Genomic DNA, 15,517 nt, shown 5'->3' with positions numbered 1-15,517 from the left:
TTTCATGAGTTTTGTATTTCTAGGCTCATTAAACAATATTTTGAAAAAGTAGAAATTTTGAAAGGATTAGTAGCTCTTCTCTGAGATTAACATCTCTACGCATTGTACGTATGTTAAATTCATTAGAGCATTTTTTTATAAGGGAATTAAAAAGTATAAAAGTTTATAAGTGTAATTTTTGTACTTAAATGGTAATCTACATGGAATAATAAAAGAGCATAATCTTATATTATTACTAAAATTTCTAAAGAATAGTCCAAGTAATGATCCCGCTTGCGTAGTAAGAAATAGAACTTTGATTGCCATACCAATACTGGGAAACAGGTAAAGAAATACCAACCTGAACAATTAGTTTTGGTGTAGAAAACCAGAGTGAAGGGGTCGCATAAATGATATTTCCCCCTGTATTAGGAACAACATTCGATGCCAATTTGGTTTTATCACTATACTCACCATTAAATTCAAGCAACCCTGAAAATATGTATTTCTTTTCTTCGCTTTTGATATTATGTCCTATTCCCAAATTATAATAATATTGTGTGCCTTCCTGAATTGAATCCTGTTTACTGATAAATAAAGCTCCTGGCGCAATAAAAATATACCAATCAATTAGAGTACGAGAATAAGTGGTTCCAATGAAATATGTCATCGCATTGAAACTAGTAGGAGAATTTTTTTTTGAAAATCCTGAAACACGCTTATCTGGATTCAGGCTTTTAGAAATTGTATATAAATTGCTGATAGGGAATGTAGGAGCGAGAATAATAGTGGCTTGATCTGAGTATTTTGAGTTATCGTGATTATAAAAAGCATATTCTAAATCCAGCGAAAGATCGCTTATACCAGATAGATTTTGATTATCATTTTTATATCTTAAAGCAACAGGTAGTGTGAGTAATAAAGAAACTGAATCTGTAATTCCATAAAGAAGGGAGGGTGTTGCATCTAAAATTTGCTGAGTTTGACTGTATAAATAGTTGGAATTAAATGAAACAATCAATTGATTCTTATCAATAATATTTTGACCAAATGAAAAAAATGGGCCTGGCTGTTGTGATGTTGCTAAAGAAAAATTACCTACAGTTGGAGGCTGGTTGGCTAAAGTAGGGAAAATAGCTGCTGATTTAGTTGCATAACTGATGAATAATAAAAATATCAATCTTCTGCATGAGCATCGAAGATTGGTTCGTTTTTGCATCCTTCGCTCCCTAATTAAGCTCCGCTCTATTTCTCTTCGTTATATTTCTCCAAGCATAATCCTATGCTTTGTAGAGAGCAAACATCATCCTATAGATACTAATACAGATCTGATAATGGGTATAACTATCTAACGTATCTTATCTTATGAGATAACAAATCATTCAGGACTTACGAAAAACCCCAATCTCTTTGTTAAAAAATGTTTTTACTTCGGTCATTTAGTCTATCTAAACTCCCTCATTAAAAACATTTTTTGCCTCGACCTTGAGATTTTTCGTAAGTCCTGTCATTGTCAATCAATGTTGATATTTAAACCAAATGACTATAAAATACCCATCAAAGTGAACAAATATTATACATAATCAATTTATGAAAATTTATTTAGTAGGTGGTGCGGTACGTGATAAATTACTTGGCTTTATCCCCAAAGATAACGATTGGGTTGTTGTAGGTGCAATTCCAGGTGATATGCTGACATTAGGTTATAAGCCAATACCTAATGGGCACGAGGCAAACAGTTATCCTGTCTTTTTACATCCAGATACTAATGAAGAGTATGCTCTTGCTCGATGCGAAAAACGAAAAGGACATGGGCATGGAGGTTTTGAGTTTGATATTTCACCTAATATCACTTTGATAGACGATTTAAAGCGACGAGACCTGACCATAAACGCCATGGCTATGTCATTTGAGGAAGGCAAACTGGGCGAATTGATTGATCCTTTCAGTGGTAAATCTGATTTGGAGAAACAAATATTGCGGCATGTATCACCTGCATTTGTTGACGATCCTCTTCGATTATTCAGGACCGCACGCCTTGCCGCTTGCTTAGGTTTTCAAGTAGCAAAAGAAACGATGATGCTTATGGAACAGATGGTTGCTGAAGGCAAAATCAGTGAATTAAGTACCGACCGAATCTGGAGTGAACTAGATCGAGCACTTATGGGAGGCCATCCGGAAAATTTCTTTGAGGTGATTAAGAAATGTGGGGCGGATTGTATTTTATTTCCCTATATGAACATATCAGACGCTAGCATTAAAGCCCTACAACGAGCAGCCGATCATAAAAGTTCCGCTCAGATACGTTTCGCAGTGTTAATGCATAATTTAACTCAAGAAGAGATAATTAAATTTTGCAAACAATTCAACGTACCCGGTCAATATCGTGATTTAGCCTTATTAACAAACCGACATTTGTCACAATTTCGACAACTCCATGAGCTGGATGCAAAAGGGGTATTTGACTTATTAGCAAACATGGGTGCGTTCCAAAATAAAGAACGTTTCAATGATTGCTTACATGTTTTTGAGCTATGCACGCAAAACGCGTCTTATGTAGAACAAGCACGCCATGCTTCTCAAGTGGCTCAATCTATTGATACTAAAGAACTCGCTTCAAAGTATTTGGGCCGTGAAATTTCAAAAAAAATAAAGATATGTCGTATTGAAGCAATCCAACAATGTCTCAATAGTTCGGAATTAAACGCCCGACCTTAAATGAAAAAAATCATCTTTAACAAGCTGCTTTATGATGTAGTTCTATAATATTTTGTAACTGCATATGGATGCTAAAGACTGATACAACCCATGTACTAAGTTTTGGAACTATTCCTTGCTACTTCCTTTATGAATCTTTTTTTACCAGGTTTGCTGGATGTTGACGTTGTCTTCTTTTTGTTAACAGAGACATGCCTTTGGGGTTTTGAACAACTATTGGTTTGGGGGACATTGTGCATGGGTTCAAAGTCTTCGATTTCAATACGGTTTAATTTGCGTTGAATTAGTTTTTCTATAGCATGTAATTGATTGACCTCATCAGCACTGACCAACGAGATGGCTAATCCTGAAGCTCCGGCGCGACCAGTTCGACCGATACGATGGACGTAGTCTTCAGCAACTTGAGGCAAATCAAAATTAACTACACAGGGTAATTGATCAATATCAATACCTCGAGCCGCAATATCTGTAGCTACTAAAATATGTAACTCTCCAGATTTAAATTCTGCTAAAGCTTTAGTGCGCTGTGATTGTGATTTATTGCCATGGATGGCGGCAGCATGAATTTGTGCTTCAGACAATTGCTTCACTAATTTATTTGCGCCATGCTTGGTCTTTGAAAATACCAAAGTTTGACCCCATTTGTTTTTATGGATCAAATGGCTTAGTAAAGCGGCTTTTCGGCTTTTATCAACTGGGTGCACTGTTTGTTTGATTTTTACTACCGTTGTGTTTCGAGGCGTAACATCAATTTCTACGGGATGCTTTAGTAACGTTTTGACAAGATTACGAATTTCATCAGAGAACGTTGCTGAAAACATAAGGTTTTGTCGGTTTCTGGGTAAGTGTTGAATAATTCGTTTCATATCATGAATGAATCCCATATCCAGCATTCTATCGGCTTCATCCAGGACCAAAGTGTCCACCTCATCGAATTGTATGGCCCGTTGTTGATGCAAGTCCAGCAAACGTCCGGGGGTGGCGACTAAAAGCTCAACACCAGAACGTAATTTCATCATTTGAGGATTAATTTTTACTCCACCAAAGACTACTGCTGAGCGAAGTGATAGGTGTCGCCCATATTGAAGGATGCTTTCATGTACTTGACTTGCTAGTTCACGAGTTGGGGTGAGAATGAGAACACGGGTTCTATTGCTTTTAGCTCGAGGTTGTGAACTGAGTTTTTGTAAGATTGGCAATACGAAACTTGCAGTTTTACCCGTTCCTGTTTGTGCCGAAGCAAGAACATCTTTGCCTGATAATACGTTCGGAATCGCTTGAGTTTGAATAGGAGATGGCTCCTTGTAATTTAATTCGTCAAGGGCTTGAAGTAATGGTTCAATTAAACCTAACGATTTAAAACTCATGCTGTTTTCCTTTGTTTATTTGGTATCAGTAAGGGAGAGATAAGATTGCTTACATTGTTCAAGATGATTAATTTGAGGGCAATTATATCACACAATTCAGAGAGTACGTTAGAATGTGCTTTAAATCAATAACAAATTGCAGCAAAAAAGCTGTATATAAAGTCGGTATTATCTGTTTTCAGCATCCTTTCTTAAATCAAAAAGACCAGATTACTACCCTGGTTTCACTTCATAGGTTATGGATTTGACTTGAGACAACTCTTCTTTCTCTGGGTTTTCTTTTTCTTCAGTTTGCTCAATCACGCGACTAACTATCTTCTCAATCTCTTTTTCCATCTCATCGTTATCAATGCTGCTCTTCGAATTATCGAAAAACAAAGGTACATTTTTATTTTTATATTCACTTGCATAAGCAGATACTTTGATGCCAGCAATGAATCGACGCTCTATAGTATCAACATGTAATACATAGTTATATCCTTTCACAAAGACAGACCTATCTAATTTTGCGGCCTTAACCATATCAATTATACTTTTTAGCAGACTGTCTTTAAGTTTAGGGTATTCTGATTCGTCTATCTTGATGTTATTAAAAAAACTGTAGATTTGTTTATTTGTTTTATATTCAGGATTTTTCTTACTGTATTTTTGACTCGCAAAGAAAATCTTTTGAAACGCTCCAAACTCATTTTTATCCATTAACTTCGCCCCCTTACCATCTCTTCTTAAATATCGATCAGAAGTATTCTCTTTGGGATTAGGGAACGGTATTTTTTTTCCATTTGGATATAGTGTTTTATGAAGTTTACTGACTTGATCATCTGATAATTTTAGCTGGAATCGATTTGTGATGCCCGTTTCTTTCTTGAGATATATAAGCGAATGTTCGTCACCTTTCTTGACCCAAATAAAAGCATGATCACAATTCATCTCTTCTAATACGGATTTACATTTTCCATCATCTGGCATGGAAGACATTAATACCAATCCACATGAGGGTAATGATGCTTTGGAGGTTCTATCAACCAATTTTTGGTTGATTAATTTCTCATCCTCGAGCACTAATGATTTTGCTGAGTTGCAAGTTAGAAGGGTTATCCTGTTTATGTTGGGATAAGATTTTAAAAGTTCAAAAATCTCCCTTTGATAAAGCCCTCCTATTTTCCTTTCACCATCAAAATATGGATCATGTGCCAACAAAACCAAATTAATTGTGGGATTCTTCTTCATCCTATCCAAGCAAGATCGAATACTATTGGAATCAACATGTATCGTTTTATTTAAACGTTTATCTGTATTAGCGTAAACAAGATAAGAGTCTCGGATTTCACCATCTGTCTCGAATGCATCTGGCTTTGTTACCACTACATGCTCACACTCATCAAGAATTTTATCGATAATATTTTGATATGAATTCTTTTCTGGAAATAAAGCAACCGACCTAAAATCTGCAGATAGAATTTTCTCTGGTGTCACTGCCTCAATGACTTTTTCCTTGAGCGTATCAGGAACGTACGCAAGTGCCATACTATCGTTACGAACCCACTCAATACAGACTTCCAGGAAAAGCTGGTTAGGCACTTGCCTTATGAGAGAAGGTTTTTTCTTTACTGCGGCGAGGCAAATTTGGGGTGTACACTTTTCCATAGGAAGTTTCATGAATAGACTCTCATCTAATCCTATCCCTAATCGCCATAATTCTTGAATATCAAACTGTTTCGGAAAAGATTTTAGCCCTAGTGCAAACCATTTATTTTTTAAAGCTGCGAGAATTTCCTCATCTTGCTGTTGAGCCTCTGACAGGTAAAAAAATGTACGCCAATTTACTTGAATTCCCTCAAGGAAAACAGCTTTGTAGCTTGGATCATTAGGAACCATGCCTATATTTTCCCAACTTTTTTTAACGGCGCTGAGGCAAACTTCCGGTGTTCGTAAATAGCGAGGAATATATGCTAATTCATCAACTTTATCTTGAACTACCAACATTATTTTAGGGGATATTTTTTCTGGACTTACCTCAAGGATATAATCAAATGATTTATCCAAGCATGCAATTATAATGTCATCATTCAATAGCTCATCAGGCACTTTGTAAATCGTCGACCAACTGATTTGAACTGCTGTCAGGCACAACTGCTGTTTCTGTTCATGGCTAAATTGTTCTTGATTTATAAATTCATCTAACTTATTAGGATCGCTTCTTAACAACGCACATGCGGCCTCATAACTCATATTCAAATATTCTTGGGGAGTGCTCATATTCGCCTCGAATAGATGTTGCGAAGTTTATTGAGTTGGAAATAATATACCCATAAGGGGTAAATATTAATCCTCTATAGCTAAGTATAGACAGAAGATAGGCATCGTGAAAATAAAAGGGGAGTCGCCTGTTGAAAAATAAGAAGATTACACCTCTTGAAAGCGCAATCTATTCACAAATTGTAAGATGTAATTTGGATATAGATTTTGAAATGGTTGACAAAAATGGCCAATAAACTTGTTTTTTAAAGGTTCTTTGATGATCTAACCCCGGTTGTTGCTGTTTTGGAAGAACTGCCAAGTGAATTCCCCTATGGAAGGCCTACTTCGAACCCTTTGTCCTTGTTCCGTCGAAGTAGGCGTAGGCCGTTTCACTAATTTGTTACCGTGCATAACTTATTTTGTCACGAACGAAGATGGTGAAGAAGAACTGGCTCTTAGCTCTCTACTTCCCGAAGAAGAGGATGCTGCTGGTGAATTTTCCCAAAAGAAATGTGGATTCGTATTCCGTCGAGATTCCATCACTTGCCTATCGGCATTTAAATTAATGGACCGTTCTGTAAATGCATTACATGCAGGAATTAACACCTGGTTATAATAATTTAATAGTTCTGGCACTTGTGTTTGTAATAGTAACAGTCCCGATTCATCGCCATATTTAGCCAGTATGTGCGGTACTCTAACGATTAACTCAGCATCCCAATTACTTGGCTGATAGGCGGTAAATGCGAGTGAAATTATCTTATCTATTGCTTTTAAATCAAGTCGTGAACAGGCCTCAGTAATTTGTCTATAGTTAACATCAATAGTATCGCATCTGTAGGGTTTACACTCATTTTTAAAAAGAATTTGTATCGCCAGGTGAACTATCTCATGTGCAATATTCCCTAACAATTCTTGCTGATCTAGTTTTGCCGCAATAAAAATACGTCCTTCTTCATAACAACATCTTCCTTCTGTTGAGCTGTATGAAGTCACATCTAAATCAACGGTATTTACTTGATTAAAATCAAAAATAATATCAATAGTCCCTTTATAATGTTCAATTACCGATAAGAACGGGGCGATGCCTGGACTATTAACGAGCTGCTCGTACATAAACCGGATGGTATTGAAGTAAATACTTTCTCTTTGCATTGTTCGCGAGCGCGATAAAAGATAATAAACTGAGGTATCACTTGGCTTGTTAAAATAGCGGACAAGCGCTTTGTTTAGTGCCGTTTTTTCGTGCTCATTTAAATCATTTATTCTTTGCTGTAAATTTTCAGACTCGCGACCTTTAAACCCCTTTGTTTTAAGATATGCATAGATCTTATATTGTTTGGATGATAAAGCAGTATCAAGTGCAGAGGTATTTTCAATGTTAAAACAATAACCAATTTGTTCCCCAGCAAAAGTACAATGCTCTATAGATCTCAAGTCACCTTGTTGTATCTGGTCATGGAGCAATTGGCGTTTAGCTGCAAATGCATTTAACGCTTTGCTGCTCTGAGCTTGTGACAAACTAAAATTATTTGGAAAGGGAAAATTGTGCTTAAGCAGATAAAGAACTAGGTCAAAATGTTGATTCTTCCAGGCGCTATCAATAGCTTCCTGCTGTAATTTGATGTCTTGACCGAGTGAAATATCGTATTGGAGAAAAAATTGTACTGCCTCCATCCGTCCTTTGCCTGCGGCGATTGTCAGAAGAGTTTGCCCTTGGATATTTTTGGAACGCAATAAAGGAAGCTTCTCTGATGAGAGATACGATTCCGAGGGACTTAGATCAAATAAAGCGTTCAAAACAGGAAGACTTGCTTGCTCTGCTGCGAGTTCTAATGGACTAACGTTGGCTGAATTAGTACGAGAAGGATCAAATCCTCGGTGCAGTAAAAATCGAGTGCTTAAAACATCATCGTATAGCACTGCATAATCCAATAGCCCCCAACTGTCATATTCTTGTTCTTCAATGATAGTCGCATCAGAAAGGTCTAAGGTTTCATCACAAAATTCACCAATTATTTTCTCATTTAAAGCTTGAAACAATAAAGGTAATCCAAAAGTCTCTTTTGCGCTTAATCTCTGTATAAATTGTTCTTCATTTAATGCCTCTTCATCGAAGGTTTGCTCATTACTTGCATATTCATCCTCATTCGTACAGAAAATATCAGAAGAGTTCGCTTTTTTAATCAGTGTGGTACATTCTCCTGAATGCCCCCAGCTAAAAATAAATGGTCTTTCAGGCATTCTTGCAATGAGTTTTTCTTTAACCACTTCCATATCCGGAGGATTTTCGTCTTCACCAACAAATACCTGAATGTAATATAGATTGGGGGCTGTTTGCAGCGCACGAAAAAAATAATCACTTTCAAGGAACGTACCGTCGAAAAATTCGCTATCTATGGTGAGTACGGATAGATCTTGATTATTTTCTATGAAGTCCCAGAGATGATTATGACTGGGGCATTCCTGGCTTATGGATAATTGCTTCACCCCTTTTTTTGCCGCTTGTCCCATATGGTAAAGAAATTTTTCAATTTGATACAGCCAGAGACCGTTCACATCCTCATGATAATAAGGATACCCTGTCTGTTCCGATATAACCATTATCTGGTTCTTGGAATCGTAACAGCTCTCAAGCATTTCGATTTGTTTCGTGATAAACTGATATTCCTCATCATCTTGCAACGAATTTGTACTACTTTCTTCTGACTCAGAGGTGGTCACGCCTTCTTCATCTTCTCGTAACGAATCAGTACTACTACTGTCTTCAGATTCTGAGGCTGACACATTGCTACTAGATGGTTCATCATCAGTTTCGTCAACGGAATTTAACAATCGAAATGAAGTTTCGATATCTTGCTTTCTTTGGAGCAAAAAAGCCTTATATTCATTAATAACTTGTGTTATTTCTCTAGACATGGGGAAGATACTCATAGACGTAATAAAATTGGATTAAAAAATTTTTAAAAAATGATGGTTATTCAATATTTGCGTACTATCACGAAAGTTGCGCCTGAATGCAAGTCATCTGCTTGAACTAGAGGAGAAATGGGGCAAAAAATAGCCGGTCGCCATGAAATCATGGGAGATGATACAGTTAGATGAACACTCTCACTTTATTGGCTAGACCCTTTGTTTGAACCCAACCCTTGAGGCCCAAAGTCTTTCATTAAGCGCTCTTCTTTTTTCATCTCAGAGAGTGAGTTATCGAAAAAGCCATAATTGCGACTTACCTGAAGTGATGTATCTTTCTGCTCCTCAGTTTCTGGAGTTGCTTCTGAGGCTTCTAATTTAATTTTGACCTCATTATCTTCTTCTATATCAACAATATTAACTTCGTCATCAGTATCATTATCTAAAATGGTTATGATCTCATTATCCAATTCATTTGCTAACTTTAAATATTCGTTACGATCTTGAATTTGTTCTATCCGTAGTTGCTCATAAAGTTCGTGAATCTTTTGATTCGTTTCTGCACTAAGGACTGACGGGTTATCAAACATAGAATGATATTTTTCAGGTAAAGAAAGTTTCTTATAAATAATAAATTGAGCGGTCTGCCGTAAGACGTCATTAAAAACTTCCGTTTGATTATTTTCCTGCAACAGATCTAAATAGCGAAGCATGAAATAAAGAGTTAAATTTGCTAAAGGAATAGATAAGGCAAGATTATCTCGTACAAGATCTCTTCCTTGGTCACAATAAATTTTCTTTAATGTAGGATCTAGGTCCACGAATTTAAGTCCATAATCCCATCCAGCATAAATTGAGGGATTTTCATCATCACTCAAAATTGTTTTTCTGCAATCAGATTTTCCACCAAGCATATGAGCAAGAAGCGTATCACCGTGCACAAAGAACACTTCATCGGGGAGCTGAATTGGTGCCAAGTGTAAAATTTTTTCTTTGGCTCCATTTTTTAATTGATCTGAAAGAAAATATCCGATTTGACACTGTGATTTATACAATTGAACGTCGCTTTGGAATCCTGCATAGAATCCCGCGGGCTTTTGAGCCGCACTTAAAATAATCGTATCATTCTCCTGTTGAAATTGATTGGCATAGTGTTGATGTAATTTAAAATCATATGCCAGATCAAATTGCTCAAATACATATTTTAAATTTTCAATTTGTTTGTCAAGAATAGCTTTTACAGCCGGAGAAAGGACCTCCTCCGGAAAAAGAGCTTCACGAACAACAATACTTGCCTCATTTATTGTAGCAAACTGTATTCCGACAATAAGCGGCATTTTTTGTGCCACTTGAAGAGCATCTGGCTTACCCATCTGCGAAAAATATTGATGTAATAAGTCATAATCTGCTTGAGACATAGAAATATAAGCATAGGCCATCTCTGATAATAATTTTGCCAGATCCTTTGCAGTTAAATTTTCAACCTGATCAACGCTTACTTTTTTAAGATAGACAACCTGTTTATTTTCTGACTTATGTTGTATCATTTCGATTAAATGGACTTCATTCCTATCTTGCAAATTAGCGGCTAAAGTTTGATGACCTTTATTGCGTGCATTAAACGCTAAAATTTTTGATTCAACTTTCTTAACTAAATCAAGCACCTCATTATTATCAGCAAACAAATCTTTTAAGAATTTGAGATGGGTGTCATCTAATGGAATTCTACTTACTCGATTTTTAAAATCATACTCTGGATATGCTTTAAGATCATGTATAAACGAACATCCATAAGTATCATATTTGGCAATGCAATCTAGCCTTTTATCTAAGTTTTTATGAGCATCTTCATTTCTTGAAATAATAGTCAAAAAAAAGGGCGGATTATCTTCTATATAAATCCGTTCACCTATCATATTTAAACTAATAAAATACATGCTTTTATCATGATTGCCTTGGGAAAAAACCTTCTCAGTATCACCTCCCTGTGATTCAGTCGAGGTGTTGAGTGATATTTGAGTTTCATCTTCTTCTTCAATATCACTCTCATATCGATATAAAGCACTACTCAAGGCCATTTGGTTATCAATACACCGCTCCTTCTCTAAATCAGGCAATAAAATTGATTTGAGAAATGCTTTGCTTTCCTCAAGTTCGAACGCTTGCTCTTCTTTACTATGTGCCATATAGATTCCAAAAAAGAATCAACTTGACTGAATTATAGCAAATAAATCAGCTGCGTAGTTCTGCCAAAAAAGAAGGCCTAGCAGTTAAAGTTGCATGTGATTTTTGCAAAAAACAACTTGAATAGCATCAAATGGCTAGACTCAAGGTGATGCAAAGTCTTACTGATGAAGTTAATTTAAGCGAACGATAAGAGATATTGCAGTAGTTTCTATGTCCTTTAAAAGGATAATTATTCTGCCAATTAAATATAAATCTTACCTAAGATAGCTATGAATTCATGGGATCGCCAAAATTCAAAGTTTGTGATGGGGAAGATTGTTCATCCCAAGATATTGGCTGCTTGTGGCCGCTATTTTAATTAACGTTTTCCTGTGATAGGTAAATATCAAAGAGCCAGCGAGAGTTTGCATAAACACGTGTTTCACTATCATCGCAAAGGGCGGGTAATCCGTCCATTTGTAACTGTCGCTAAAAGTAGAGGATTAGGCAACTAGTGCCAATTTTTGCTTTGGAGGAATCCCTCCAATAGCAGTATTAGGTCGTTCATTGTTATACGTCCATAGCCATTGTGTCGCATGTAGTTATTAGGTAGTCGTTGAATGACTCTTGCGCTTCATTTTTGGTTAACTCTCTATCAGCTTCCAGAAAGCGTTTGCATACTAACATGCCGTGATGATTGGTAAAACAGAGCAAATATTGCAGTATTTCATTCGGCAAAATACCAAAAGGATTTATAGAGTCGGAGGTTAACATTGTAGTTGTTTTCATTTAGTCCATTGTTCAGGAAGCGTTACTGTTTTAAGTGGAAAATACTACCATGATGAGTAATAATTGAGCATTCTTTGTCATGGTAGCAAGCGTAGGTACTGTCCTTAAAATCAAGCCAAATTTTCATTGAAAGCTTGCTCCTAAGGACGCCAAACTTTCATTAAAGTTTTTTGCAATAAGAGCAGGATAAAGTCTGGAAAAATCGTCTGTCCGCCCAACTAGCTAGCATTCAAATTGATCTAATAATTCAATCTGTTCATTAAGATTTATCATCAGATTTTGCCAATATACAGGCGTATTAAACCATGGAAAACTCAAAGGGAATGCGGGATCGGTCCAGCGTTTTGCGATCCATCCTGAATAATGCAGCATGCGTAGTGTACGCAATGCTTCGATTAAATGGCGTTCACGCGGGTTAAAATCATGAAATTTACAATAACCCTGTAAAATCTTCTCAAGTTGCAAATCCATTTGTTTTGGTTCACCTGAAAGTAACATCCAAATATCCTGTATCGCAGGGCCCATGAGACAATCGTCTAAGTCAACAATATGAGGACCTGATTCGCTCCATAACACATTTCCTGCATGACAATCGCCGTGCAAGCGTATTTGATCAATATCACCAATAGACTTAAATATCTGATTTACTTTCTGTAATGCTGTTTCAACTATTTTGCAAAAATTAGATGTTAAGTAATCAGGAATAATATTTTGTTCAATGAGAAGTTTGTAAGGATCATGGCCATAACTTTGGGGATTTAATTGGATGCGATGTTGAAATGACTGGCAGGCACTAACTCTATGTAAGCGCCCTATAAAGCGCCCCATCCATTCTAATTGTTCGCTATTATCCAATTCTAGTGCGTGGCCGCTGCGCCTGGGAAAGAGTGCGAATCTGAAATCATGATGATGGTGTAAGGTTCGGTCGTTTATAATTAGGGGGGCAATAATGGGAATTTCATGTTGTACTAATTCTAGTGAGAATTGATGTTCCTCTAAAATAGCTGCTGAACACCAGCGATTCGGTCTATAAAATTTAGCAATGAGGGGCTCTGCATTTTCAATTCCTATTTGATAAACGCGGTTTTCATAGCTATTGAGTGCGAGTAGGCTGCCTGTGCAAAGAACCCCCGTGCTTTCAATTGCATCCAAAATAGTATTGGGATCGAGTTGCGCATAGGGGGTTTGATTCTCGTGATTCAAGTGCGAATTCTCTGATGGATAAGTATAGGGATGTATTATACAGATTGTATTGCAGCAAGCGTAGGTCAACAGCTTAAGAGATTATCAAGAAATACTTTCTTCCCGTCAATTGGTGTATCAATGGGCTATGCGCTATTGATAGAAAACATGAGTCCATAAAACGATGGGTTTGTGGACTCCTCATATTGATGTTTAAAAATTTGTAATTCACTGCGAAAATCAGTTCGGAAACTCTGTACATCAATCAAAGTTCATTTTAATCTATTCTTTTAGCCTTTCTGAACCACAAGGAAAAATAATGAGAGTAGGGTATGCCAGAGTATCAACACATGAACAAAATTTAGACTTGCAACTTGACGAGCTTAAAAGGGCAGGATGTGAGCAAATCTTTACAGATAAAATAAGTGGTTCTATATCTGAACGACCGGGTTTAGAGAAAGTTGAAAACTTTCTTAGAGAGGGAGATGTTTTGGTCGTTTGGCGATTGGACAGGTTAGGGCGATCCCTCAAACATTTAATCTCTTATGTCAGTAAGCTAGAAGAAAAGGGAATCGGTTTTCATAGTGTTACCGAGGCTATTAATACAGAAACACCTTCAGGCAAGTTTATGTTTCATGTCTTTGGCGCGCTTTCGGAATTTGAACGTAACTTAATTAAGGAGCGTACTCTTGCTGGACTTGAGGCTGCAAGAGCAAGGGGTCGGCAAGGTGGCAGACCAGAAAAACTCAGTGGTGAGCAAAAAGAGCTGGTAAGAACACTGTATGCCAATAAAAAACACTCAATCCAATCTATATGTAAGATGGTTGGAGTAGGAAAGACTACACTATATAAATATATTAATCAGTAAAAATACTATGGTGTATATTTTATTACAAGGAGAGTATTTTGTTAAGGCAACACATGAAGGAGCAGCAAAAAATTCTTAGCGTACAAGCTGGTTCGGCTGGTTCATCTGGTCACCCTACTGTTAAAGGAGGTGCAAGAGAAAAATTTATTACTGAGTTTTTATCCAAACACTTAGGTAACTTAGTTTCAATTGGTCAGGGTGAAATTATTGATAGTGATTCAGTTCCAGGGGAACAAAGAAATCAGCATGATATAATAATTTATAAAAGCCATTATCCTAAAATTGAATATTCACAGGGCAATTATGCCTTTATGGCTGAGTCAGTTTTAGCTACCATTGAAGTTAAGTCAACTTTGTCATTTAAAAACTTAAAATCCTCAATGGATGTAGCGAGGAAAACAAAAAACTTAAAGAGAAATATAGCTAGGGGACTATCAGTTGGTTATGTTCCAAGCTCAATTTTGAATTTTCTGTTTGCATATAAATGTGAAGCAAAAATATCAACGGCCGCTGAGTGGATAAGTAGAGCATGTGAAGAGCTCAGCATTATTTATCCTAAATTGCCAAAATCTATTGAGGAAAGAATAAGAGTTAAAGGCCCTGCATTGGATGGAATATATATCCTAAATAAAGGAGTCCTATTTTATGATAACACGCCTGTTACCCTCACAAATGATAATGGAAGAAATTTTTACACAGATTATCCATGGTTGTTAGTAAGTGATATTGAAAATTCGCTTTTGTGGATGTTTTTGCACCTACAAACAGCAATAAATCATCTCGACTTCGAGAGTACAAATCTTTTACCATATATTAAAGATATAAAACCCATACATTCAAATTTATTTAATCCTAACGCTTAAATTTGAGTTATTTTTTCATGAATGGCAATTATTAGGAAGTCAATTAATCAAATACACATGGATTGGGCAAATTTTCCGTTGTCCCAAAACCACACATATTTAATATATGTACTACAGGATGTCGGAGGAAAAATGGAGGTTAATACAGTTCTTGCTGTATTGGGGGGCTTGGGTGTCGGTAGTTTATTGAATAGTTTGGTTGCCCACTTTACAAATCAAAGGTCGAAACAAAAAGAACGTAGATACGAAGAAAAAAAGGCCGCTTATATCGGACTGCTTACATCGTTACATGATGCTGCTGTATACCCTTTGCGTATTCCGGAGGACTTGATCACTAATTCCGTTAGTCATTTGATCACCGATTCCGGAGTATTTGATCACTTCAACGCCTCACGCAGTGGATTATCTTTTAAAGGGGTTTAGTCTGTAAA

At 36.6% G+C, this 15,517-nt stretch carries 11 protein-coding genes; 4 read left to right on the top strand and 7 right to left on the bottom strand.

Annotated elements, in window-relative coordinates; all coding sequences use genetic code 11:
• Positions 1–244: 244 nt before the first annotated feature.
• Complete coding sequence (locus tag ELY20_RS11060; RefSeq protein ID WP_233590574.1) at positions 245–1,159, bottom strand: hypothetical protein; 915 nt, start codon at positions 1,157–1,159, stop codon at positions 245–247.
• A gap of 410 nt (positions 1,160–1,569) precedes the next feature.
• Between ELY20_RS11060 and ELY20_RS11055 the strand changes: the two genes are divergently transcribed.
• Entirely contained in the window at positions 1,570–2,697 is a 1,128-nt protein-coding gene (locus tag ELY20_RS11055; RefSeq protein ID WP_110142730.1) for a CCA tRNA nucleotidyltransferase, read from the top strand.
• 95 nt (positions 2,698–2,792) lie between these two features.
• Here the strand turns inward: ELY20_RS11055 and ELY20_RS11050 are convergent, their stop codons facing one another.
• From ELY20_RS11050 to ELY20_RS11025, 6 genes are all read right to left on the bottom strand, one after another.
• On the bottom strand, positions 2,793–4,064 hold the full coding sequence (locus ELY20_RS11050; protein WP_110142731.1) for a DEAD/DEAH box helicase: 1,272 nt from the start codon (positions 4,062–4,064) through the stop codon (positions 2,793–2,795).
• A gap of 213 nt (positions 4,065–4,277) precedes the next feature.
• On the bottom strand, positions 4,278–6,323 hold the full coding sequence (locus tag ELY20_RS11045) for a hypothetical protein (RefSeq protein ID WP_110142732.1): 2,046 nt from the start codon (positions 6,321–6,323) through the stop codon (positions 4,278–4,280).
• 396 nt (positions 6,324–6,719) lie between these two features.
• Positions 6,720–9,224, bottom strand: coding sequence for an ankyrin repeat domain-containing protein (locus tag ELY20_RS11040; RefSeq protein WP_110142733.1), 2,505 nt, complete (start codon positions 9,222–9,224; stop codon positions 6,720–6,722).
• 197 nt (positions 9,225–9,421) lie between these two features.
• Positions 9,422–11,404: a hypothetical protein gene (locus ELY20_RS11035; RefSeq protein ID WP_110142734.1), complete on the bottom strand. Its 1,983-nt coding sequence runs from the start codon at positions 11,402–11,404 to the stop codon at positions 9,422–9,424.
• Between the two features lie 550 nt (positions 11,405–11,954).
• The gene (locus ELY20_RS11030; protein WP_126955525.1) at positions 11,955–12,173 is read right to left on the bottom strand and encodes an F-box protein; all 219 of its coding nucleotides are present in this window, start codon (positions 12,171–12,173) and stop codon (positions 11,955–11,957) included.
• 222 nt (positions 12,174–12,395) lie between these two features.
• Positions 12,396–13,376 carry a serine/threonine protein kinase gene (locus ELY20_RS11025; protein ID WP_110142736.1) on the bottom strand — a complete coding sequence of 327 codons (981 nt, stop codon included), beginning with the start codon at positions 13,374–13,376 and terminating at the stop codon, positions 12,396–12,398.
• A gap of 298 nt (positions 13,377–13,674) precedes the next feature.
• Between ELY20_RS11025 and ELY20_RS11020 the strand changes: the two genes are divergently transcribed.
• The 3 genes from ELY20_RS11020 (at position 13,675) to ELY20_RS11010 (ending at position 15,509) form a co-directional block, all read left to right on the top strand.
• A complete protein-coding gene (locus tag ELY20_RS11020) occupies positions 13,675–14,223 on the top strand; it encodes a recombinase family protein (protein ID WP_110142737.1) in 549 nt (182 codons plus the stop codon).
• Positions 14,224–14,276: 53 nt separating this feature from the next.
• Positions 14,277–15,086 (top strand): DUF6602 domain-containing protein, encoded by an 810-nt coding sequence (locus ELY20_RS11015; protein WP_110142738.1) that lies wholly within the window; start codon positions 14,277–14,279, stop codon positions 15,084–15,086.
• 132 nt (positions 15,087–15,218) lie between these two features.
• On the top strand, positions 15,219–15,509 hold the full coding sequence (locus tag ELY20_RS11010) for a hypothetical protein (RefSeq protein ID WP_127059485.1): 291 nt from the start codon (positions 15,219–15,221) through the stop codon (positions 15,507–15,509).
• The last annotated feature ends 8 nt before the right edge of the window (positions 15,510–15,517 follow it).

Source organism: Legionella qingyii, assembly GCF_003990155.1.
Lineage (GTDB): Bacteria > Pseudomonadota > Gammaproteobacteria > Legionellales > Legionellaceae > Legionella > Legionella qingyii.
This window is presented reverse-complemented; position numbering and strand designations above follow the sequence as displayed.